24 protein-coding genes are annotated in these 23402 nt (G+C 50.8%); 11 read left to right on the forward strand and 13 right to left on the reverse strand.

What is annotated here, in order from left to right:
* Positions 1-25 precede the first annotated feature (25 nt).
* Positions 26-271, forward strand: a complete 246-nt coding sequence (locus tag BLQ88_RS37120) for a DUF5110 domain-containing protein (RefSeq protein WP_229212625.1) — start codon at positions 26-28, stop codon at positions 269-271.
* Between the two features lies 1 nt (position 272).
* On the opposite strand, the gene BLQ88_RS06900 is transcribed toward BLQ88_RS37120, so the two are convergent.
* Both BLQ88_RS06900 and BLQ88_RS06905 read right to left on the reverse strand, forming a co-directional pair.
* Entirely contained in the window at positions 273-749 is a 477-nt protein-coding gene (locus BLQ88_RS06900; RefSeq protein WP_090147946.1) for an NUDIX hydrolase, read from the reverse strand.
* A gap of 20 nt (positions 750-769) precedes the next feature.
* The gene (locus BLQ88_RS06905) at positions 770-1804 is read right to left on the reverse strand and encodes a LacI family DNA-binding transcriptional regulator (protein WP_090147948.1); all 1035 of its coding nucleotides are present in this window, start codon (positions 1802-1804) and stop codon (positions 770-772) included.
* A gap of 265 nt (positions 1805-2069) precedes the next feature.
* Here BLQ88_RS06905 and kduD point away from each other — a divergent pair, with 265 nt between their 5' ends.
* The 7 genes from kduD to BLQ88_RS06940 all read left to right on the forward strand — a co-directional run bounded on the left by kduD (position 2070) and on the right by BLQ88_RS06940 (position 9353).
* Positions 2070-2840: a 2-dehydro-3-deoxy-D-gluconate 5-dehydrogenase KduD gene (kduD, locus tag BLQ88_RS06910; protein ID WP_090147949.1), complete on the forward strand. Its 771-nt coding sequence runs from the start codon at positions 2070-2072 to the stop codon at positions 2838-2840.
* A gap of 44 nt (positions 2841-2884) precedes the next feature.
* Entirely contained in the window at positions 2885-3715 is an 831-nt protein-coding gene (gene kduI / locus BLQ88_RS06915; protein WP_090147951.1) for a 5-dehydro-4-deoxy-D-glucuronate isomerase, read from the forward strand.
* On the forward strand, positions 3715-4071 hold the full coding sequence (locus BLQ88_RS06920; protein WP_090147953.1) for a cupin domain-containing protein: 357 nt from the start codon (positions 3715-3717) through the stop codon (positions 4069-4071). Before kduI ends, BLQ88_RS06920 begins: the two co-directional genes overlap by 1 nt.
* 103 nt (positions 4072-4174) lie before the next feature.
* Positions 4175-6013, forward strand: coding sequence for a glycoside hydrolase family 88/105 protein (locus BLQ88_RS06925; protein ID WP_229212626.1), 1839 nt, complete (start codon positions 4175-4177; stop codon positions 6011-6013).
* Positions 6014-6024: 11 nt separating this feature from the next.
* The gene (locus tag BLQ88_RS06930; RefSeq protein ID WP_090147956.1) at positions 6025-7560 is read left to right on the forward strand and encodes a tagaturonate reductase; all 1536 of its coding nucleotides are present in this window, start codon (positions 6025-6027) and stop codon (positions 7558-7560) included.
* Positions 7541-8857 (forward strand): MFS transporter, encoded by a 1317-nt coding sequence (locus BLQ88_RS06935; protein WP_090147957.1) that lies wholly within the window; start codon positions 7541-7543, stop codon positions 8855-8857. The genes BLQ88_RS06930 and BLQ88_RS06935 overlap by 20 nt, the downstream gene beginning before the upstream one ends.
* Positions 8858-8918: 61 nt before the next feature.
* On the forward strand, positions 8919-9353 hold the full coding sequence (locus tag BLQ88_RS06940; protein ID WP_090147959.1) for a nuclear transport factor 2 family protein: 435 nt from the start codon (positions 8919-8921) through the stop codon (positions 9351-9353).
* Between the two features lie 33 nt (positions 9354-9386).
* Here BLQ88_RS06940 and BLQ88_RS06945 read toward each other — a convergent pair whose 3' ends face one another.
* The 4 genes from BLQ88_RS06945 to BLQ88_RS06960 all read right to left on the reverse strand — a co-directional run bounded on the left by BLQ88_RS06945 (position 9387) and on the right by BLQ88_RS06960 (position 14959).
* Complete coding sequence (locus BLQ88_RS06945; protein ID WP_090147961.1) at positions 9387-10448, reverse strand: PDDEXK nuclease domain-containing protein; 1062 nt, start codon at positions 10446-10448, stop codon at positions 9387-9389.
* A 139-nt stretch (positions 10449-10587) separates the two neighbouring features.
* Entirely contained in the window at positions 10588-11802 is a 1215-nt protein-coding gene (locus tag BLQ88_RS06950; protein ID WP_090148425.1) for an ATP-grasp domain-containing protein, read from the reverse strand.
* A gap of 136 nt (positions 11803-11938) precedes the next feature.
* Positions 11939-13330 carry a leucyl aminopeptidase family protein gene (locus BLQ88_RS06955; protein WP_090147962.1) on the reverse strand — a complete coding sequence of 464 codons (1392 nt, stop codon included), beginning with the start codon at positions 13328-13330 and terminating at the stop codon, positions 11939-11941.
* Between the two features lie 66 nt (positions 13331-13396).
* A complete protein-coding gene (locus BLQ88_RS06960) occupies positions 13397-14959 on the reverse strand; it encodes a M20/M25/M40 family metallo-hydrolase (protein WP_090147964.1) in 1563 nt (520 codons plus the stop codon).
* A gap of 48 nt (positions 14960-15007) precedes the next feature.
* Between BLQ88_RS06960 and BLQ88_RS06965 the strand changes: the two genes are divergently transcribed.
* On the forward strand, positions 15008-15931 hold the full coding sequence (locus BLQ88_RS06965; protein ID WP_090147965.1) for a UbiA family prenyltransferase: 924 nt from the start codon (positions 15008-15010) through the stop codon (positions 15929-15931).
* A 3-nt stretch (positions 15932-15934) separates the two neighbouring features.
* Positions 15935-16621: a class I SAM-dependent methyltransferase gene (locus tag BLQ88_RS06970; protein WP_090147967.1), complete on the forward strand. Its 687-nt coding sequence runs from the start codon at positions 15935-15937 to the stop codon at positions 16619-16621.
* On the opposite strand, the gene BLQ88_RS06975 is transcribed toward BLQ88_RS06970, so the two are convergent.
* Positions 16559-17458 (reverse strand): EamA family transporter, encoded by a 900-nt coding sequence (locus tag BLQ88_RS06975; RefSeq protein WP_090147969.1) that lies wholly within the window; start codon positions 17456-17458, stop codon positions 16559-16561. The two genes, BLQ88_RS06970 and BLQ88_RS06975, sit on opposite strands and share 63 nt — an antisense overlap.
* A 153-nt stretch (positions 17459-17611) precedes the next feature.
* Here BLQ88_RS06975 and BLQ88_RS06980 point away from each other — a divergent pair, with 153 nt between their 5' ends.
* Positions 17612-18409, forward strand: coding sequence for an HAD family hydrolase (locus BLQ88_RS06980; protein ID WP_090147970.1), 798 nt, complete (start codon positions 17612-17614; stop codon positions 18407-18409).
* A gap of 29 nt (positions 18410-18438) precedes the next feature.
* On the opposite strand, the gene fabF is transcribed toward BLQ88_RS06980, so the two are convergent.
* The 6 genes from fabF to BLQ88_RS07010 all read right to left on the reverse strand — a co-directional run bounded on the left by fabF (position 18439) and on the right by BLQ88_RS07010 (position 23384).
* Positions 18439-19689 carry a beta-ketoacyl-ACP synthase II gene (fabF, locus tag BLQ88_RS06985; RefSeq protein WP_090147972.1) on the reverse strand — a complete coding sequence of 417 codons (1251 nt, stop codon included), beginning with the start codon at positions 19687-19689 and terminating at the stop codon, positions 18439-18441.
* A 36-nt stretch (positions 19690-19725) separates the two neighbouring features.
* Positions 19726-19959: a DUF2798 domain-containing protein gene (locus BLQ88_RS06990; RefSeq protein ID WP_090147974.1), complete on the reverse strand. Its 234-nt coding sequence runs from the start codon at positions 19957-19959 to the stop codon at positions 19726-19728.
* 49 nt (positions 19960-20008) lie between these two features.
* Entirely contained in the window at positions 20009-20767 is a 759-nt protein-coding gene (locus BLQ88_RS06995) for an SDR family oxidoreductase (protein WP_090147976.1), read from the reverse strand.
* Positions 20768-20981: 214 nt separating this feature from the next.
* Positions 20982-22244 (reverse strand): PQQ-dependent sugar dehydrogenase, encoded by a 1263-nt coding sequence (locus BLQ88_RS07000; RefSeq protein ID WP_090147977.1) that lies wholly within the window; start codon positions 22242-22244, stop codon positions 20982-20984.
* An 84-nt stretch (positions 22245-22328) separates the two neighbouring features.
* Entirely contained in the window at positions 22329-22766 is a 438-nt protein-coding gene (locus BLQ88_RS07005) for a DUF6841 family protein (RefSeq protein WP_090147979.1), read from the reverse strand.
* A 60-nt stretch (positions 22767-22826) separates the two neighbouring features.
* Positions 22827-23384: a DUF2911 domain-containing protein gene (locus BLQ88_RS07010; protein WP_090147980.1), complete on the reverse strand. Its 558-nt coding sequence runs from the start codon at positions 23382-23384 to the stop codon at positions 22827-22829.
* Positions 23385-23402: the final 18 nt, after the last annotated feature.

Genomic DNA, 23402 nt, shown 5'->3' on the forward strand with positions numbered 1-23402 from the left:
CGGCATTATCCCGATGATGCCGGCCATGCTCCACGCACCGCGTTCGGGCACCAAAACAGACATCGAAATCCGGCATTATGGTCAAAAGAACGGAAGTTATAACCTTTATGACGATGACGGTGAGTCATTTGCATATGAAAAAGGCGCATTCTCGTGGCGTACCATCAAGGTCGAAAGGCAGGGCGGGCAACTGAAAGGCAGCATTTCAGCACCTGAAAGCGGCAAGCCAAACTCAATCGGCAACGTTACCTGGAAGTCTATGACAGAATAGATTACCCGGCGTCGAGGTCGCGGAAAGAGGAACTATGATGCCCTTTTTCCAATGGATTTTTTGCCAAAGCATCCATCAAAAATTCGGGATAGACGCGGATCGCATGCAAATCGGTGACGTCGTGCCAGTGAAACAGCAGCTCATCCTCCCCTTCCGAACCGAGAAAGTCATTCTGGTCGGGCAGGTTTAGGATTTGCATTTCAAAATAGAAACCGATCTCGTGGTACTTGTCGCCATTGTAAAGGAAGAAATTCTCGGAAACCCACAGCATTTCACCCGCTTCGGCGTTTAGGCCGGTTTCTTCCTGCATTTCACGCTGTAAAGTGTCTTTTGAAAACTCAAACAACTCACAACGCCCGCCGGGCAGCGTCCAGTAATTGTCGGAAGGGGTTTTGTGCAGAAGCACCTTGCCATTCAGCACCGCCACGCCGGCGACCCTGTAATTGAACAATGCTCCGTCGATACGCAGGCTGATCATCGGTAATGCGGTTTTTCCCGCTAAACTACGGTTTTTCCCACAGACGACGCCCGGATCGTTAATGCTGTTTTGAGCGAGCGCGTTTCGAATTGGTCGGTTTTTTGAGGATGCTCGATCAGCCGTATGAGCAGTTCCACGGCTTGCTGACCCATTTCCATCGCAGGCTGCATGACCGTAGTTAATGGTGGATTGAGCAAATCGGCTACGCTGATATTGGTAAAACCGACGATCGCGATTTGATCAGGGACCCGGATACCTTTTCGCTGAAAAACCGACATGCAGCCGGTCGTCAACCGGTCGCTCGCGGTAAATATGGCATCCGGCGGTTCCGGCAGCGTCAGCAGTTCGTCGATCGCAGCCTCGTTTTCAGCCTCGATCTTCCCGCCGTAAGAGCAATACTTGACATACGCATCATCGAAAGGAATACCGTAATCTTCCAATGCCTTTTTATAACCCGCCAGTCGTTCCGTAGCGATCGACAGATAGATAGGGCTCGTCAAATGCGCAATGCGCTTGCGACCCGACAGAATCAAATGCTCGGTGGCCTCGTAGCTTCCCGTAAAATTGTCGGCTACCACCTTATGTGTTTCTATATCATTAGGCACACGATCCAGGAACACGATCGGCAGCCCTTTTTCCATTAGCTCCTGAAAATGCACGAGGTTGGTCGTGAGGCTCGCCAGCGAAACCAGCAATCCATCCACACGCCTGGAAACCAGATAGTTGGTATTCGCCACTTCCCGTTCATAAGAATCATGGCTTTGAAAAATCACCACATGATAACCCAGGTTATAAGCAATGGATTCTATGCCATTGATGAGCTGCGAGAAAAAGTGGTTTGCGATTTCGGGAATAATGACGCCAATCGACTTGCTTTTGCTATCCTTCAAGCTCAGGGCAATCGGGTTCGGACGGTAATTCATCCGCTCGGCGTACTCCATTACCAGCTTTTTGGTCTCCGGGTTGATCTCGTAGCTATTTCTCAATGCACGTGAAACCGTCGAAGTCGACAGGTTCAGCGCCTTTGCAATATCCTTAATGGTGATGGTCTCCAATGGAAAAATTGGTTTATTCCAACTTATTATTCGTTTCAAAATATCTTCTACCCCTCTGCGCCGCTGTGCCGGACTGCCAATTTATCCTAAAATTTACAATCATCCGGCTCAACTGACAACGTTCCCGATAACGATTGCACAAAAAAAGACAATTCGTTATTTGATTTTTCTGATTATTCAGTCTAACATCGTTTGATTGGGGTCTATTTACAATCGACGCTAAAATTATCGGATACCCCGAAAAAGACAAACCATATACCCATTAATGAACACCGTTAATTTTTTTGATCTGACCGGTAAAACCGCATTGGTAACCGGTTGCAATCGCGGCATCGGGAAAGCCATGGCCGAGGCACTCGCCGAAGCCGGCGCTGACATTATCGGCGTGGCGTCGTCGGAGTTTAAGGAAGGTAGCGAAACTGAACGCGCGATCCGCCAAACCGGCCGGAAATTTTATCCCTACCAGGCCGACCTCGGCGATCGCGAAAAGCTATATCAGTTTATAGCCAAGGTCAAAAACGACCATCCCGTAATCGACATCCTGATTAATAATGCAGGTATTATCCTGCGCCAGCCCGCCGCGGAGCACCCCGACGAATATTGGGACAAAGTGCTGAATATTAATCTCGACGCACCGTATATCCTCGCCCGCGAGCTAGGTAAGGAAATGATCGCGCGTGGCTCGGGCAAAATTATTTTCACAGCTTCGCTGCTCACATTCCAGGGCGGCATCAATGTGCCGGGTTATACGGCTTCCAAAAGTGCCATCGGCGGCCTGGTGAAAGCATTGGCCAACGAATGGGCTGGTAAGGGCGTGAATGTGAACGCCATCGCACCCGGCTACATCAATACCGACAACACCGAAGCATTGCGCAACGATCCCGTACGCAGCAAATCCATCCTCGACCGCATTCCGGCTGGCCGCTGGGGCACGCCCGAAGATTTCAAAGGCCCGACATTGTTCCTTGCCTCCGAAGCAGCGAGTTACGTCCACGGAACGACCTTAACCGTCGATGGCGGCTGGATGGGCCGTTAGTTAAACCAATTAGTACAAAGAAACTCAAAAAGCAGCCGCATCATATGCAGATCAGATTTGAAAGCAGCCGGAAAGAAGTAGCGCAAATGGACACCGACGCCCTGCGCGACAATTTTCTGGTTAAAGATATTTTCCAGGAAGGTGAGATCCATTTCGTATACAGCCATTACGACCGCGTGATCATCGGCGGCGCCATTCCGCTCGCAACGCCGCTCGCTATCCCGGTTTTCGACGCGTTAAAAGCTTCCTACTTTCTCGAAAGACGTGAAATCGGCATTATCAACATCGGCGGCGACGGCGAGGTGATTGCCGACGGCGAGCATTTCGCAGTGAGCAAACTCGGTTGCGTGTATGTGGGGAAAGGGACAAAAGAAGTGCTGCTAACCAGCAAAAACCCTGCTGAACCAGCCGCTTACTACCTCCTATCCTCGCCCGCACACCACACCCACCCTACCCGTTTGTTCACCAAGGAGGACGCTACGCCGGCCACAGTGGGCAGTATGGAAACTTCTAACCACCGCACGATTTATAAATACATTCATATGGATGGCATTCAGAGCTGTCAGCTAGTGATGGGTCTGACGGTACTGCAAACGGGAAGCGTTTGGAATACAATGCCTTCCCACGTGCACGATAGGCGTATGGAAGCCTATTGTTATTTCGATGTACCTGAAAATCAAAGGGTATTGCATTTAATGGGAGAACCTTCGGAAACCCGTCACTTATGGGTGGCCAATCGCCAGGCAGTGATCTCGCCGCCGTGGTCGATCCATTCGGGTTGCGGAACTTCGAACTACGCATTCATTTGGGGAATGGCGGGCGAAAACAAGGATTATACAGACATGGACCCGGTGCTGATCGGCGATCTCAGATAATGGAAACATTGAAAGAAAAGGAATTCATCGCGGACGGCGAAATCGCCTGGGAGGACCTGGGAGGCGGCCTGAAACGCAAGATCATGGCGTACGACAATAACCTGATGATGGTGAAAGTCGCATTTGAAAAAGGTGGGATTGGTACGCTGCACAGCCATTTCCATACCCAGATGAGCTACGTCGAAAGCGGCGAGTTCGAGATTACGATCGGCGAGCGGAAGCAGGTTTTGCGGCAGGGGGATGTGTACTACATTCCACCGCACGTCGTGCATGGCGCATTATGTCTTTCGGCCGGGATGCTGGTCGATATTTTCACTCCCATGCGGGAGGATTTTGTAACTATTCCAAAGGCGTAACGCATTGCTGATGACCATTTCTCTACCTCGTTTTCGTCATTTCTGGATCGCCTGCCTCGCGACTACCTGGTCGTATGCGCAGGAATTGCCGCTTTCGCGTCAGATGGCGGATTCTTTTATGGCTAACCATAAGGATTCGATCCTCGTCGGCAAAAACACGGCGACGAAATGGGACTACGAGCAGGGATTAATGCTGAAAGCGATCGAAAAAGTGTGGTACCGCACCGGCGAGGGAAAGTATTTCGAATACATCCGCAAGGACATCGACCAGTACGTGCGTCCCGACGGCTCCATCCGCACTTATCGCGCCGATGAATACAACATCGACAACATTCCGCCAGGCCGTGCATTGCTGACATTGTACCAGCAATCGCAGCCCGACAAGGAGAAATACAAAAAGGCCGCCGACCTGCTCTGGAAGCAACTCGAAGAGCAGCCGCGCACCAAAGAAGGCGGTTACTGGCACAAAAAGCGTTATCCCAACCAGATGTGGCTCGACGGCCTGTTCATGGGCGAGCCGTTCGCGGCCGAGTACAGCGCCATTTTCCATCACCCCGAGCATTTCGACGACATCGTGAAGCAATTCACATTGATCGAAAAATACGCCGTGGACGAGAAAACGGGCCTCGTTTACCACGCTTACGACGAAAGCCGCGAGCAGAAATGGGCAGACAAGACGACCGGTCGCTCCCCGAGCTTCTGGGCACGCGCCATTGGCTGGTACGCCATCGCGCTTGTGGATGTGCTCGATTACCTGCCGGCGCAGCATCCCGGACGAGCGCAGCTCATCGGTTATCTGCAAAGGTTAGCGCCCGTTTTGGCCAAATACCAGGACCCCGCATCCGGCGCCTGGTACCAGGTGATCGATCAGGGCAAACGGGCTGGCAATTACCTGGAAGCATCCGCCTCGTGCATGTTCGTATATGCGCTCGCGAAGGGCGCGCGGCTGGGCTACATTCCTGAAAAATTCGCAGCCAATGCGCAGAAAGGTTACCAGGGAATCCTTCAAAATTTTGTAGAAAAAGAAGCCAACGGCACATTAAGCCTCAATAAAACCGTCAGCGTCGGCGGCCTCGGCGGCACGCCTTACCGCGACGGCACATACGAATATTACCTCAGCGAGCCTATCCGCAAGAACGATCTGAAAGGCATCGGGCCATTCATTTTTGCGAGTATTGAAATGGAGATTGCGGCGGAGAATGCCATTGGGAAAGGCAAAACGGTTGGTGTGGACTATTATTTCAACCATGAAACGCGGAAAGACCTCACCGGCGCACCGGAACAATTCCACTACACGTGGGAAGACCGCATGCATTCCGGTTTCTGGCTTTGGGGCAATACTTTCCGGGAATTGGGGGCCAAAACGGTTGCCGTTCCGGCAGCGCCTACGCAGGCCAGCTTGAAAGACGTCAACATTTACATTATCGTCGACCCGGACACTAAGAAAGAAACGCCCGAGCCGCATTTCATCGATGACAAATCCATTTCCGAAATTGAAAATTGGGTAAAAGCCGGCGGCGTGCTGGTACTGATGGCCAACGACACGGCGAACTGCGAAATCCCGCATTTCAACAAGCTGGCTGCGAAATTCGGCATTCAGTTTACGAATAAGAACCGGAATATGGTGCAAGGCACGCAGTTCGAGCAGGGCAAACTGATGATCTCCGCCGAAGCAAAAGCCGTTTTTCCCCACACTGAAAAAATTTACATCAAAGAGCTTTCACCACTTGCCCTCACTTCGCCCGTAAAACCGTTGCTGACGGATCAGGGCGACGTCATTTTCGGGATTTCCAAATATGGTAAGGGTACCGTGTTCGCCGTCGGCGATCCGTGGCTTTACAATGAATATGTTGACGGCAGGAGGATCGACACCAGCTTCGAGAATTTCGAGGCAGGTAAAGACCTCGCCGGTTGGTTGTTGAAACAGGTTGTTAAAAAGTAAATCTCAACGCTATGGGCTACCTCTTCCGGGAAAACCTTCGCCAGCTCAGAAGCCAGCCCGCTGTGGTGGTGGCCGATGATTCCGTGTTCCAGCTGCCGGAAAAAGTGCTGCAATTCGGCACCGGCGCATTTCTACGCGGCCTGGCCGATTATTTCATAGACAAAGCCAACCGGCAGGGCGTCTTCAATGGCCGCATCGTGGTTGTGAAATCCACCGATCAGGGCGATACGAAGGCATTCGAAAGACAGGATAACCTCTATACGATTTGCTCCCGGGGCATTCAGAATGGTGAGGCAAAGGAGGAGAATATCATTTCTTCGGCCATCAGCCGTGTACTTTCGGCTAAAACGCAATGGTCGCTCGTGCTGGATCTGGCAAAGAATCCCGCGGTCAGCATCGTGATTTCCAATACTACCGAAACCGGCATTCAGCTCGTACAGGATGATATTTACCAATGGCCGCCCGTGTCGTTTCCCGGCAAGCTGCTGGCTTTTTTGTATGCGCGTTACGTGGCATTCAGCGGCAACCCCGATTTTGGTATCACCATTATTCCAACGGAACTGATTGCCGATAATGGCAAAAAACTCGAATCCATCATCCTGGAACTCGCTCACCGCAATGGCCTGGAAGGTGCTTTTATCGACTGGATCGAACAAAATAATTTCTTCTGCAATTCCCTCGTCGACCGCATTGTGCCCGGCAAACCCGACGAAACACGACTGAAAGAACTAGAAGAAGAGCTCGGTTACCGCGATGAGCTGCTCATCACGACTGAGCATTACCATTTGTGGGCCATTGAGGGCGACGAACGTATCCGTCAGAAAATCGGCTTTTATGGTATCGACGAAGGCCTGATCATCGAGCCGGACATCGAACAATACCGCGAACTCAAACTACGCCTGCTCAATGGCGCCCACACGCTCGGAGGCGGGCTGGCGCATTTGTGTGGCTTCAAAACCGTGGTAGAAGCGATGAACGACCCGTTTTTCTCCGCATTCATCACGCATTTGATGGAAAGCGAGATCGCGACCGCCATTCCCTACGAAGTCCGTCCCGAGGTAGCACTGGCATTCAGCCGGCAGGTTGCCGACCGGTTCCGCAATCCTCACATTCTACACAAGTGGTTCAATATCAACCAGAATTACTCCGCCAAGATTCTTTCGCGGGTCATTCCGACCTATCTTAACTACGAAGCAAAGAATGGTTACCTGCCCGAATACATGACTTTCGGGCTTGCCGTTTTCATCCATTTCATGAAAGTCGTGAAGAAAGAGGGCGACAATTACTACGGCCGCATCGATGGCCTCCCCTACCTGATCCAGGACCCGAAAGCCGCATTTTTCTACCAGAAATGGCAAATGGCATCTCTGCCCGACATGGTGCAGGCGATATTGAAAGAACAATCGATTTGGGGCCGTGACCTGAACAAAACTGCGGATGCACATACTTCCATCGTCAGGCATCTCCAATCCATTGCGCAAAACGGTATTAACGAAACTTTGAAAACGCTTTTAGAAAAAACGGAATATGCATTCTCACAATCCTGAACCGGCGGAGCTCCAAGTAGAGGCGCCCAAGACCAGCTATCGTTGGCGCGTGGTAGCGCTGCTTTTCTGCGCAACGACCATCAACTACCTCGACCGCCAGGTGCTCGGCCTGCTCAAACCGACGCTGGAAGCCGATTTCGGCTGGACGGAATCCGATTTCAGCCACATTGTAATGGCATTCCAGGCGGCCTACGCATTTTCGTTGATCGGCTTCGGGGCTATCATCGATAAAATCGGCACCAAAATCGGTTACGTCATTTCAGTGGTGGTTTGGAGCATCGCAGCTATGCTGCACGCCGTCGCAACGGGTACATTCAGTTTCGGCTTAATGCGGGCCATTCTCGGGCTTGGTGAAGCCGGTAACTTCCCGGTGGCGATCAAGGCTACTGCTGAATGGTTTCCGAAAAAAGAGCGGGCGCTGGCAACGGGCATTTTCAACTCGGGAGCGAACATCGGTGCGGTTGTGGCGCCCATTATGGTTCCCTGGATTTTGGGCGCTTATGGCTGGCAGGAGGCATTTCTGATCACCGGAGCAATCGGCTTTGTATGGCTCATATTCTGGTGGCGGATGTACGAAGTTCCGGCGAAGCAAAAAAACATCAACAAAGCCGAATACGACTACATTCACAGCGATAATGAACCCGATACCAGCAAAGAAGCACCGGTTAAATGGCTGCAACTGTTCAAAATCCGGCAAACCTGGGCATTCGTTTTCGGCAAAATGCTCACCGACCCCATCTGGTGGTTCTTCCTGTACTGGCTGCCGTCCTATTTCGCAGAAGCATTCAAATTGAATCTCTCCAAACCAAGTCCGGAACTGGTGATCGTCTACACGGCGACTACCATAGGCAGCATCGGCGGCGGGTATCTTTCGGGTTATTTTATCAAAAAGGGCTGGCCGGTATTCCGTGCCAGAAAGACCTCAATGCTGATTTTTGCATTCCTGGTAATGCCTATCATGGCGGCGCAATACACGACTAACATTTGGCAGGCGGTGGTGTTGATAAGTCTGGCTGCGGCGGCGCACCAGGCTTGGAGCGCAAATATTTTTACAACCGCGTCGGATATGTTTCCTAAAAAGGCTGTAAGTTCGGTTGTCGGTATCGGCGGAATGGCCGGATCAGTAGGAGGCATCCTGTTTCCTCTTTTGGTAGGGATCATTCTCGACAACTACAAGGCTGCCGGGAACATCGGAGGAGGTTACAACGTCATTTTCATCATCTGCGGGTGTGCGTACCTGCTTGCGTGGGGCGTAATGCACGTGTTTTCGCCGAAGATGGAGCGGGTGGATATTTAGTCGACCGCCGACCAATGACCGCCGACCGCCGAAAATTCAAATCCTAATTCCTTATCAATCAATGAAAAAAACATTTTTGCTTCTTGCATTCCTCTTGATAGGCAATGCATTTGTTTTCGCTCAAAGCGCCGATGAAAAGGCCGTTGCCGCGACCGTTGAAAAACTTAAAACCGCCATCATTAGCGCCGACGAGGCAGAATTGAAAAAGCTGACCTCGCCCTCGCTCTCCTACGGGCATTCCAACGGACTGCTGGAAGACCAGAAAGAGTTCATCCGCGCGCTCGTGAGCACGGAGTCTAAATTCACCAAAATCGATCTCAGCGAGCAGACGATCTCCGTTTCAGGGGATGTCGCAATGGTCCGTCACAAGCTGTATGGCGATACCCATAACAAGGGCAAAGACCCTGCGCAGGTGAAACTCGGAGTGTTTATGGTATTCCAAAAAGTGAAAGGAAGCTGGGTATTGCTGGGCCGCCAGGCGTTCAAGCTGGTTTAATATTCTTTGAATGTATATTGAAAAGCGGGTCTGCTAATCTTTTGGCAGGCCCGTTTTTGTATAGGTAAAATCGCGCTGCTCCATTTTGTGCCGCGCAATTTCAACTGCTTTGTGCAGCTTTTCCTGTAAAACCTGTTGCGAAGGTAACGCCGTCAGGTAATCGGCCACGCGGATGTTACTTTGCCCGAGCTGCATCAGTTCTATATGCTCGCTGCTTTTGCCCGAGCACAGGATCAATCCGATCGGGTCATTCTCTCCTTCAATCTTCTCATACTTTTCCAAAAACCGCAGATAAAGCTCCATTTGCCCTTTAAAACCCGCTTCGAACTCACCCATTTTCAAATCGACTACCACCAGGCATTTCAAGCGCCGGTGATAGAAAAGCAGATCGATGAAGTAATCCCGATGATCGATCGTGATCCGCTTCTGCCTCGCCATGAATGCAAAATCGGTTCCCATTTCAATAATGAACCGCTGCAATTCCACGATGATCGACGCTTCTAGGTCCTTTTCGGAATAAGCATCCTTCAAGCCAAGGAAATCAAGAAAGTAGGGATCTTTGAAAACCAGGTCGGGGTTGAGCTTTTGTTCACTTTTCAAAAGTTGCAGGTCGCTGATGATGACATCTTCGGGCTTTTTGCTGATAGCGGTCCGCTCGTACAACATGGATTGAATTCGCTCCCGAAATGTGCGTACGCTCCACTTTTCGTGGATGCACATTTGGATGTAGAATTCGCGCTTGATGGGATCAGAAATAGGCAATATCGCAAGGATATGTGCCCAACTCAATTGTCGTTTCAGTGAAACGACAATTTGCTCATCGGTAAATATTTCGGCGAACTGTATCATTCGCCGTACGTTTTTCTCTGAAAACGACTTACCATATTCCACTTCCAATTGTCTCGACAGTGTTGAGACAATTTGTTTTCCGTATTCAGCCCGCTCGTCTTTCAGAATTTCTTGGCGAATAACTTTCCCGATTTTCCAGTACAGCATGCTCATTTCCGCATTTACAGAAATCGCAACATGCTGGCGGCTAGCCAGTATGAGATCTTTGACTGTGTTAAATAGTGCGGTGTTTATAATCTTGCCCATAGTGAATGTATTTGAAGTACATCCATTTAGACGTCCGCTTTTCTATTCGGTCACACAGTTCTACAAAAAACTTTTTTCAGCAAAAATTATTCGGTACGGAGGGGAATATTCATCGGGGAAGCCAGGGATAACCGCCCGATCAATGCGCCGGTTTCTTGGGCGCCGGCGCGGAGGCGTGGTATTTTTTCTGGACAATGGCCGCGTATTTATCCATCAGTTCCAGCACCTTTTCACGGGATTTGGACCGCACGACCAGACCTACATGGTGCGGCTCATTCATGCGCCATACCACTTCCGGGTCGTTGAAAACCGACAAATCCGGCTTTTCCTGCCGTGCCAGCGAGATAAGAATTCCGGAATATTCTTTCCGTACAGCGGGTAGTTTGTAGTTCTCCCCTTTTGCTTCCGCAGTTTCCATCCGGGCCCATTCTTTCCAGAGGTTAATGCCCGAAGCTGCGTCCACCATTTCGGAAAGATGGGCGCCACCTACGCGGGAGGACGTTTCGAGAAAATAATACTTGCCGTCCTCATAGCAGCGAATGACCTCGGTATGCGAAGCGCTGTGTTTCAGTCCAAATGCTTTGAGCAGATCCACGGCCAGCGTCTGCAATGCATGTTCCTCGGAAGAGTCGAGGGGTACGGTGACGGAGCGGAAAATCCCGCCTCCATGCGCCACATCGAATGGCGGCGCGAGGTATTTGCTATTCCAGGAAAATATAACGATCCCGTTGTAAGATATCGAATCCACGTGATAGACGTCCCCGGGCTTGTATTGTTCCACGAGGTATGCATGCCGTTTGTCGCCTAGTTCATGAATGGTATTCCAGAGCTCATCCGCTGTGTTCAGCTTTTGAATGCCCAGTGCGGAAGCCTCCGAACGCGGTTTGATCATCCACGGGCCACGGTATTTTTCGATAAACCGGTTGATCTCGTCGTCATTGAAAAGCGCCGAAAAGCCCGGAACCAGAATGCCCGATTCCAATGCTTTGGTTCGCATGGCAAGCTTGTCGCGGAAATAGCGACCGGTGGTCTGCCCCATTCCGGGTATGCGGAAGTACTCGCGGATATGCGCCGCTTTTTCCACATCGAAATCATCAAGCGCCACCACCCGGTCGATCGGGCGGGTGCGCATTACGTACGCGAGGCCGGTGATGATCTCATTCATATTGTAGGTACCCTCCTCTCCTTCCTCGATGTAGAAAAACTCATCCACCGCCTCCCGCACCCAGGGTTTGCTTTCCAGCTTCTTAGCAGTAATCAAAAAAACCTTGTTGCCGGCGTCTTTGAGCGCCTGCAAAAAATCATTGCCTTTGAAATAGGTGGAAATGCAGAGGAAAGTAAGAGTTCGGGCCATAAAATGTGATTTGGTGGACGGTAGCGGCATTTGCAGGCTCGCAATGCCGCAAAACATATATGCTCAAATCTAGCAAAAAGAACCATTTTGGCAAGAAAAGCCCGGGTTAAATTTCCGTTACACCCGGGCATCGATGCTAAGCTGCCAGTTTGGACAGGTAGGTAATGAGCAACCTGATACCATAAGCTGTTCCTGCACGACCGGGCGCAAACTCGGTGTCACCGAACGCCATTCCGGCAATGTCGAGGTGCGCCCATGCCGGGTGCGCATCCGTAAATACTTCCAGAAACTTGGCCGCTACGATTGCCCCGGCAAGCGGTTTGCCATGGTAGTTTTTCACATCCGCAATGTCGGAACTGATTTCTTCTTTGTATTCATCCCAAACCGGCAGGCGCCACAAACGTTCCCCGGTTTCGTCGGCGGCGTGAATGAGCTCGGCGGCAAGACTGTCGTTCGGTGTAAAAAGGCCTGCGGCCTCGTAACCGAGCGTCTGGATAACGCTGCCTGTAAGTGTAGCAAGGTCGATCAGTACATCCGGCTGATAATGCTTCACGGCGTAATGCAAGCCATCAGCGAGGATAAGCCTGCCTTCCGCATCGGTATCGATCACTTCGATCGTCTTGCCCGCATAAGAACCGATCACATCCCCAGGCTTCATGGCCGAGCCATCGACTGAATTTTCGGTGGAAGGTATCACGCCGATAATGCGAACGGGCAGTTGCAGCTGTGCGGCCAGTTCCACAGTGCCCAAAACCGCCGCCGCGCCGCCCATATCGCTTTTCATGAGATGCATATTGGCCGATGGTTTGATCGAAATCCCGCCTGTATCGAAAGTAACACCCTTTCCTACCAATGCTACCGTTTGCGTATAATGCGGGGGTTTATATTCTGATACGATCATCACAGGCGGCTCGTCACTACCCTTGTTTACAGCCAGTAATGCGTGCATACCTTGCTCTTCCAGCTGCTTTTTTTCCAAGATCTGAACAGCATAGCCATTCTCCACACTCGATTTCCGGGCCCATTCAGCCAGGGTAGCTGGTTTTTTATAGTTTGAAGGCGCATTCATCAGGTCCATGATGCGTATTTGCACCAGAGCGGTTTTCAAAGCATTCTCCGCCGACTGTCCGGCGTCCGAACCTTCATCCGCTACGATCGACAGCGTGCCCGATTTGAAAAAGTCACTTATCGCTTTCGGTTCGGTTTTGTAAAGCTGCAAGTCATAACCACCCAGCACTATACCATTCACTGCATTGCCAACCCATTCGGCGTCCCGCCCGCGCGCGTCGAGCGTAATGTGCGTAGGCCAGCGGTCTTTTCTTTTGAAAAAAAGTGAACGGAATATCTTGGTGATGGCGGGCAGTTTTGGTGTTTTTCCTAACCCTAACCAGAGCTCTTTCGACGAGTACCACCACATTTCGCCCTTTTCGGCCTTGAACATTTCCTGGTTGACCGGTTCGGCGCCTTGCTCGAATGAGCGGATAAGCAGAATGTCTTCAAGCGGCTCCCCTATGATTTCTATTTGCATTGATTCAGAGATTCTTGTTAATAAAAAAGCAGACACAAAGGCCTTCAACAAGCGGGTTAACCTGCATTAATCGAGCCCACCGCGACGTGTAGGCTTACGTGGCTCCGGCCAGGCGCCCGGCACTCCCCTCGCATCAGCAGGTAAAATGCTTTTTTCACGGGAAGTTTTCGCAGGGTCTTCACTCGCCTCGTAAGCCAGGATCGCGGCCAGGATCGCATTGCTGCGGACGTCGTCGAACACGATCTTGTCGTAGGTATCGCGGTTGGTATGCCAGGTATAGGTGCCGTACGACCAGTTCAGCGAGCTCAGCGAAAACGCCGGGGCGCCCGCCGCTACAAACGAAGCGAAATCGGAGCCGCCGGTGCCGGGAGCGCCCGGGAATGAGGTTTGGATCGGGGTACGGATCTGCTCGGGGACTTTGGAAAGCCACCGGGTGAGGTATTCGTAAGCATTCAAAAAGCCCTGACCGGAGAGGTTAACGACCCTGCCCGTTCCATTATCCTGGTTAAAAACGGCCTGAATGTTCTGCACAATCTCCGGGTGATCTTCCACGAATGCGCGAGAGCCATTCAACCCCTGCTCTTCACTGCCCCAATGGCCGACCAGGATCGTCCGTTTAGGATTGGGATACACTTTTTTCAGAATGCGCATGGCTTCCATCATCACGAGCGTGCCCGTACCATTGTCGGTGGCGCCGGTACCGCCATCCCAGGAGTCGAAATGCGCGGAGAGGATCACGTATTCATTCGGTTTTTCAGTGCCTTTGATTTCCCCTACCGTGTTGAATGTCGGACTTACGCCGGTTTCTTTCGCATCCGCGCGCACGCTGATTTTCGGTGTATGTCCCGATTCGGCGAGGCGGTAAAGCAAGCCGTAGTCTTCCAGAGCAATATCCACGGTCGGAATGGTCTTGGTGTAAGCGGAGAATATTTTATTAGCCCCAAAACCCTTTGACCAGTAACACATTACCACTCCTGCCGCGCCGACTTTTTCCAATGCAATCGGCAACGAGCGGGAATTGTAACCGGTTTTGCGGATGCGGCTGGCCCAGGCTTCGGTCTGTGCGTCTCGGTCCTTTTTCATCTTTTCAAATGATTCCTTGGTACCAAATTCCTGCCAGTTATAGTCAGGTCGGCCGGTGGGCTGGTTCATGCTGATGAGTACAAACTTGCCTTTCGCCGACGGCAACCACTTTTGGAATGCCACCGAATCGGCCACATCCGGAAGGATTACCACCTCACCGGTTACCGTTTTGCCGTTCGTGCCGGGACTCCATGCTAGCTGCATTCCTTCAAGCGATTTCACGCGCGGCGCCACCATGTCGATATGCGACACCCCACGCTCCCAGCCGCGCCATTCGCCCCACTTTTCATTCTTTGCAGTGATATTCCAATCCTTGTATTTGGCCACCGCCCATTCATGTGCCTGCTGCATTTGCGGCGAGCCTACGAGCCGCGGCCCGATCACGTCCATCAGCTCATGGCCCAGTTTTTCGAGTTGTGAATTTTCCGTAGCTTCCCTGACAATGTTTTCAACCACAGCGTCCTTCCGGAGCTCTTTATTTTGCGCAAAGACAAACGTGGCCTGGTTCGAAATACAAAGGGTCAGGAGCAAATAGATTTTTTTCATGAAATTGCCGGTTTAATCAATATCGTTACCCGAATGTAGGAAATCGTTATGTTAAACAGGATTATCGCTTTTGTATTTTTTGCCAACTACTTCGTGGGTTTGCTGGCCGTGGCGTTATCCCTGGAAACTGCGTTTCAGCTCAATATCCTGCTCAATTCGCCGGTTTATTACATTCTGCTGTTCTGCACGACTGTGTTCTACTACACCATCGCCTACTCCGGTCCGGTAGCGCCCAAAGTGTCGGCCAACCCGCGCACCGAATGGTACCGGCTGCATTACCGGTTCGTGCGGGTGAGCCAGGTGTTTTTGTTCAGTATTTGTGCAGTGTTGGGTGCGTGGTATCTGGTCAAAAATTTCGATGGTGTGCTGCATTTGCCGCTTTACTATTGGCTGATCTTGTCGGTAGTGCCGCTCGCCGCTATCCTGTACTACGGTTTGCTTCCCAAATCCCTTATTTCTTTCAATCTGCGGCGCACGGGCTGGCTGAAAGCATTCGTAATCGGGTTCGTTTGGGCAGGGTGCGTGAATATTTTTCCCTTAGCTGCATTACGGATCGAAAAGGGCGTTACCGTGGCCGAGCCGCTGCTAATGCTCTGGCTTTTTACCAAAAACTGGATGTTTTGCACCGTCAATGCCATTATGTTCGATATGAAGGATTACGAGGACGACGCGAACATCGAGCTGAAAACATTTGCCGTGCGGATGGGGCTTCGGAACACAATTTATTACGTGCTGGTGCCGCTGCTGGTGATCGGACTGGTGTCATTGCTCTTCTTTGCTACTTATCGCGGCTTCGGCATCCCGACCATGCTTTTCAATATGGTACCGTTCGTTTGCCTGCTCGCCGTGGCGTTTTCATTGCAGAGGAAGCAGAGCATTCTTTTCTACCTGATCGTGATCGACGGGTTGTTGCTCGTCAAAGCGCTGTGCGGGATTGCGGGCAGCTTTTTTGCACACCTAAACCTGCATTGAGCCATGCTGAACAACTACGACCGCATTGCGTCCATTTATGACCGGCTGAGCAGATTGATATTCGGAAAATCGATCGTTCGCGCGCAACAGGCATTGGTGCCACGCATTACCCCTCCCGCACGCGTGCTCATCGTGGGCGGAGGCACGGGCTGGATCATCGAGGAAATTGCCAAAGTTTACCCTGCCGGAATGACAATCGATTATGTGGAAATCTCTTCGAATATGCTGGATTTGGCCAGAAAAAGGGACTTCAAGCAAAATCAGGTCACATTCATTCATGCAGCTATTGAGGATTACCTCGCGCCGACGGCATACGATGTCATCATGACGCCATTTTTGTTCGACAATTTCAGTCGGGACCGTGCGCGGGAAGTTTTTGAAAAGTTGGATAATATGCTCAAACAGGGCGCATTATGGCTTTTCACCGACTTTCATATCGATAAAACTCTGAATCGCTTCTGGCAGAAAGCATTGCTGCGTTCCATGTATATTTTCTTCAAAAATATCAGTCACGTAGAGGCCGACCAGCTGCCTGATATGCCAACGCTTTTTGACACACACCATTACGAAAAGGAAACCGAAAGCTTCCATTTCGGCCGTTTCATCCGCTCGGCTGCCTACCGCAAATCAGGCGACGGCAGTACGTCTCCGACCGAAAATAAACCGCTCGTTGAAAATGATGATCGATAGCAGGATCAGTGAATAGGCCGTGATTTGCGTGGCGTTGATCGGTTCGTGGAAATAGAACAATGCGATCGCGAAGTTCATCAATGGATTGATATACAACAAAATACCCATCGTCGATGAAGTTACGCCCTGCAATGCGTACAGGTTCATAAACAGGGGGATAATTGTAAAAACAACGGCTATCAGGATAATCAATATGTAAAACGAAGCCTCGGTGGGCAATGCTGCGCTGTATTTCGGGTAAAAAGGCAGGAGCAGCAATGCAGAAAAAATGATCTGGATTGTAAGTACCAGGAACTTGTCGATGCCGGCATTCTTGCGCTGGCTTACCAGATAGAATGCGTAGGAAGCCGCGACAATGAGGCTGTACAGAATGTCGGATATATTATTGAAAGACAATAATATACAACTCAAAATACTGAGCATTACCGCGGTCCATTGCCATTTACTGAGCTTTTCGTCCAGCACAAAGAATGCGATTACCGTCGTCATGATCGGGCAGACGAGGTAAGCGAACGACGCCGCTTTCACGCTGATGTGGTTCATCACGTAGATAAAGAAAAACCAGTTGGCCGTCAGTAAAACGCCGCCGATCAATGTCAGGAATGCAACCTGCCGTTTCCCCGTTACCGGCATTTCCCTGAATGCCGCGACACTCTCTTTCAACACTTTAACCCGCACAAACAGGCTGATCACCGCCATCACCGCCGCGCACATAAACACGCGGTAGAAGAGGATATCGAGCGACGGGTAGCCTTTCAACGGCTTCAACGCCAGACTGAAAAAACCCCAGATCAGGAACGAAACAAATGCGGTGAGGTAGTATTTGGAGAATTTCATCGAAAGGCAACGCAGCTTGGTAGTGTATGCGAAGCTAACAGCGAAAACCGGCGGGCGGTTCTCCGGCCGCGGCGTTAGTTGTCAAATTTACAGTAAAAACGGAACCATACCCGGCTTATTTGGCTTGATTAATAAGGTACTATTGAATTAAATATGACATTTTCCGACATCCGGCTGGTGGCTACCGATATGGACGGTACGCTTTTGAACTCCAAACACGAAATCCACGAATCCTTTTTCCCTGTTTTCAGAAAACTCAAAGATCACGGGATCATTTTTGTAGCAGCCAGCGGTCGTCAGTATTTTAACCTCGCCAAGACCCTCGATGCGGTGAAAGACGAAGTCATTTTCGCAGCCGAGAATGGGAGTTATGTGGTGTTTAAGGATGAAGAAATCCACATTCAGGCCATCGATCCGGAGATTACCCGCGAGCTGATATTGATTGCCCGAAAGATTAAAAACACCTACCCGATCATTTGCGGGAAGAAAAAGGCATACGTCGAAAACGACGACGAGGAGTTTATCAACCATCTCAAACTGTATTTCGAGAGGTACGAAGTAGTCAAAGACCTGTGCGAAATCACCGACGACCAGTTCCTGAAATTCACATTATGCGACCTGGCCGGCTCCGAAGTGAACAGCTATCCGCATTACAAAAAATACGAAGAAGCATTGCAGGTGAAAGTATCCGGCCCCATCTGGCTCGATATTTCCCATAAAAAAGCCAATAAAGGCCGGGCAATGGAGGTTTTACAGGAAAAATTCAAGGTTACCGCCGAGCAAACGATGGTTTTCGGAGATTACCTCAACGATCTCGAAATGCTCGAAAAGGCGCATTACTCCTACGCAATGGCGAATGCGCACCCGGATATCAAAAAAATAGCCCGTTTCATCGCCAAAAGCAACGATGAAAACGGGGTTGTAGAAGTCCTTTCGGAAATCACGGAGTAAGGCAATGCCCTACTCCGTAATCGAATGCTTTATTCCGTATATTTTTTGAAGATCGAAGTGGCTGTGTGGCCGCCGAAACCGAAGGTGTTGTTCAGCGCGTAATTCACAGTCTGATTCAGCGATTTGCCCAACACGATATTCATTCCTTCCGGAATCGCCTCGTCGAGATTTTCGGTATTGATCGTGCCCGGAATGACGTCATTCTTCACCGCCAATGCACAAACGATGCTTTCCAATGCACCCGCCGCACCCAGCAAGTGGCCGGTCATGGACTTGGTAGCGCTAATCGCCACTGGATGATCGCCGAACACGGTTTTCATACCATGCAGCTCGCTCATATCTCCCAGGCCGGTGGAAGTCGCGTGCGCATTCACGTAGTCGATTTTGTCGGCTGAAATACCGGCTTCTTTCAATGCTTTCCGCATCCCCAATGCCGCTCCCATGCCGTCCGGAGGGGTTCCGGTGAGGTGGTAAGCATCCGCAGCCATTCCACCGCCAACGATTTCCGCATAAATTTTAGCACCTCTCGCTTTGGCATATTCCAGATCTTCGAGGATCAATGCCGCCGCACCTTCGCCCATTACAAAGCCGTCGCGGTCTTTGTCGAATGGCCGTGAAGCCGTCGCGGGGTCGTCGTTTCTTTTGGAAAGTGCCTGCGCCGCGCTGAAACCGCCCAATGCAGAATAGATAATCGCCGCTTCCGACCCACCGGCAACCATCAGTTTGGCCTTACCCATACGGATCGTGTCGAATGCGCTGATCAACGCGGTGTTGGAAGACGCGCAAGCCGAAACAGTACAGTAGTTAGGGCCGTGCAGCTTGTGCCGGATCGAAATCACACCTGCCGCGATGTCCACGATCATTTTCGGGATAAAGAACGGGTTGAAACGCGGCACACCGCCCGATGCGTGGAATTCCAGCAACTGGTCTTCGAATGTACCCATACCGCCGTTTCCTGTCGCCCAGATCACGCCCATATCGTGGCGGTCTTCCAGGCTGATGTCTGCAAAATCCAGACCTGCGTCCTTAATCGCCGTGTCCGACGCCGCAATGGCGTACTGGGTATGCAGGTCGTATTTTTTAAGCTCCTTCTTTTCAATATAGTCTTCGGGATGGAAATCCTTCACCTCGCAACCGAACTGCGTTTTGAATTTGGAAACATCCATTTTCGTAATGGTAGCAGCACCGCTTTTACCATCTACAATATTTTGCCAGAATTCTTCCACAGAATTCCCCAGCGGAGAAATAACCCCCAGGCCGGTAACTACTACTCTTTTCATACAGTTTGATAATTTGATCCAGGACATCAGGAGCGGTTAGTCAACCTCCTGAGTCAGTGTATCTTTGAAGATATCGTCGACCAGTTTCTGCACCTTCGGGCCAATCAGCAGGATGGCCGGGATGACGATCAGATACGACATGCTCCAAGATTTGAGCCAAATCACCAAAAAATTGGTAACAAATCCAATATTTAGGGAAATCAAAGCGAAGGAAATTATCCCGGTCGTAACGACGCCCATAATCATGGCGAATGCGATTTTCTGTCTCATCTCGGATGTGATTTTTGTGGTTTGAAGGTTACTTTTTGACAGCCCTTGCTCAGGCCGTTTGGAGGTCGACGTTCGGGTTCATCGCCTGCAATGCAGCCGCCGGATTGCTCAAAAACAGGTTGAATACATCCGCAGTGCGGCCTGTCAGGATTTCGTAGGTATTATTTTCAAATGCTTCCACGAGCTCGTCGGCCACTTGTTTGGCAGGGATACCATTGGTAGCACCACCTATCTCAGCTGAGAAGTCGGTATCCACCAGCGGAGGAAGGATTTCGAATACTTTGATATTGGATTTATTCAATGTGATGCGCAGCGATTGGGTGTAGGAATGCAATGCGGCTTTACTAGCAGCATAGGTAGGCAGGAAATGGTTCGGAACAAGGCCCGCAATGCTCGAAACCGTCACGATAGCGGCCTCATTGGCTTTTTTAAGCAACGGCAATAGTTTCTGGTTGAGGCGGATAATGGCCAGGTAATTGGTAACGATTTCCTCCTCGGCCAGCGTTGCGGCGTCCTGGTCGCCGTCCAAGTGATAATAGGATGCTTTTCCGGCATTGTTGATCACCACATTCAGGTCAGGAAACTCGCTTTCCAGCCGTGCCACGAATGCATCGGTTGCGTCTTTATCCACGACGTCAAAAACGATCGGAGTCACATTGCTGAGCTGTGCGGCCGCTTTTTGCAAACGGTCTTCACTCCGGCCGGTGATGATCACATGGTTACCTTTTGCTGAGAATGCCTTTGCGAATTCGAGACCGATACCAGCACTTCCGCCGGTGATCAGGATTGTATTTCCAGTAGTTTTCATTGCAGTTTTGATTTTAAATATACCAATCGGTATATTATTTGGGGAAATTTAAACCGGTGTCATCCGGCGCTGTTCTGGTGAATTGAAATTCACATGACAAAAATATACTGATCGGTATATTTTTGCAAGAAAAATCTTAAAAACTTTTGGTGTATCCACAAGAAACGGCCTGGCTATTCACCAGGCCGCTATTCTATTTCCCATAGCCAATGCTTTACTTGGCGCTCACCCGCCAGATAGTGTTCCCGGAGTCGTCATTTACCAGCAACGACCCGTCGTTCATCACCGTCACATCCACGGGCCGACCGTAGACCTTCTTTTCACTTTCTACAAAACCCGTAAGAAAATCCTCCGGCTTACCCGACGGCTTTCCATTCTTAAATGGAACAAAAACCACCTTATAACCCGACAATTTCGAGCGGTTCCAAGAGCCGTGCTGGCCTACGAAAGCGCCGTTTTGGTACTTTGCTGGAAATTGGGTTTTGTTATAAAATGCCAACCCCAGAGAAGCCGTATGCGACCCGACCGGCACATCGGGTACAATGCTTTTCGCCACGAGGTCGGGCCGCTCGCCTTTGCGGCGCGGATCTTCATTCGGCCCGAAATAGGCATAAGGCCAACCGTAAAAACCGCCTTCCTTCACGCTGGTAATATAATCGGGAACGAGGTCGTCACCCAGCTTATCGCGCTCGTTCACGGCTGTCCAGAGCATTTTCGAGCCGGGAGCCCAGTCCATTCCCACGGGGTTGCGCAATCCGCTCGCATACACGCGCTCACCCGAGCCGTCGGGGTTGATTTCCAGGATATTCGCCCGGCGCTTTTCCTCGTCGATGCCATGGTCGGCTACATTGCTCGCCGAGCCCACCGAAATGTATATTTTGCTGCCGTCGGCATTCGCCAGCAGGTTCCTAGTCCAGTGATTGTTATAGCCGCCCGCCGGCAGCTCCACTATTTTCTGGCCTTTGGAAGTGATTTTGGTTTCCCCGTCCTTGTAAGGATAGCGATAGAGGCCATCGGTGTTGGCCACGTAGAAAAAGCCATTCAACACCAGCATTCCAAGCGGTTTATTGAGTTTTTCCAGAAAAATCTCCCGCATTTCGGGCGTACCGTCCTTGTTCACATCGCGCAGGAGCGTGATCCGGTCGGCGCTCTTTCTGGTACCCGATTCGGCTACGAAAACATCGCCGTTCGGCGCAATGTAAGCCCAGCGCGGACTATCGAACTTGTCCGCGAATTTTGTAACTACGAAACCCTCAGGTGCGGTGGGCATTTTGCCTGCGGGCCACCCGGCTTCCTCGGGCCGGTTTTCCACAGATTCCGTCGCGAATGGTGCGGGTAATGTGAGGCTGTCGGTTACCGTCGCAACAGAGTCCGGGCCGCTCTGTGCCACCTCTTCTTTTTCCTTCTTGTCACTGCCGCAGCCGGCAAGTGTCGTCAGCGCCAGCATACTTATGATCGTCAAGTGGTGTTGGTTCATATGGATGTGTATTAATGTAAAAAGCTGGTCAGGAGCGTCACACTCCCAACCAGCTTTTACAATAATAATGCCACTGTCCGGCGGTTACACCAGCCCCCGCTCCTTCAAAACCGCCTGTTCGTCACCGGTAATGTATGCAAACACTTTCAACGAGCCGTTCAGGTGTTGCAGGAAATAGATCACGCTGAACTCGATGGAATCGGGCTGGCCATCCTTTTCGTAAAACGATTCCCAATACACCTCCACCATATAATGCAGCTCGTTCAGCTCGGTAATGTCCAGCTGCCGGATCTCCATTTTGGTAATGCCGATGGAACGGTAAAAATCGTAGCCTTTTGGAACGCGATCGAGAAACTCGTGGTCGTTTTTCCCGCCTATAATGCCCATGGGACTGGCTTCTACAAAAAAATCTGCAAAAGCCTCCGCGGTATCCTCTGCTACTGCATTTCCGGCGAGCCCTTCGGCAAACCGCTTTTCATACGCTTCAAAAAACTGTTCGATCTGATCATTGATATCTGCCATTGTCATGAATTCATTGGTTCAAATAGCTTTGGGAGAAAGAACTGTGCCATTTCAGCGGCCTCAGAACGAGATAGGTATGAGCACCGTGGTTTTGTCCCAGCCTATGTGCATTTTGGCTTGTCTGTCGGACGCTCCTTTTTCAAACACAATCGAAAAGTTTTCGATCGGCGTCTCTACTTTGTTCACATAAGCCACGATACGCAGCACGTCATTGGCCTCCTTGTATTTGAATGCACCCCAGTAATCGACGTCGGTGCTTAGAATGATCGTCCATTCCTTCTCGTTCGGGATCGTGAACATCGAGTAGGTACCTGCTTTCACCTTTTTGCCGCCAAAAGTAGCGTCTTCATAGAATTTGATTTCGGTAGATTCATCCGCACCCAGGCGCCACACTTTGCCGTAAGGCTCTTTTTTCCCAAAGATTTCACGACCATTCAAGAACGGACGGCTGTACGAAACCTTCACCAATGCTTTCTCTCCATCTTTACGGTCGTGCGCAAAATGGTCCGGGAAATAAGCAATGTCGCGCGGGCTCTTATCCAGCCCCCTGAATTTCTGCGCATTCGCCCCGAATGCGATCACCATCATCAAAAGGGCCAGGAAAATGTTCTTTTTCATGTTTTGGTTTTTGTTAAA

This window comes from Dyadobacter soli (genome assembly GCF_900101885.1).
Taxonomy (GTDB): Bacteria; Bacteroidota; Bacteroidia; order Cytophagales; family Spirosomataceae; genus Dyadobacter; species Dyadobacter soli.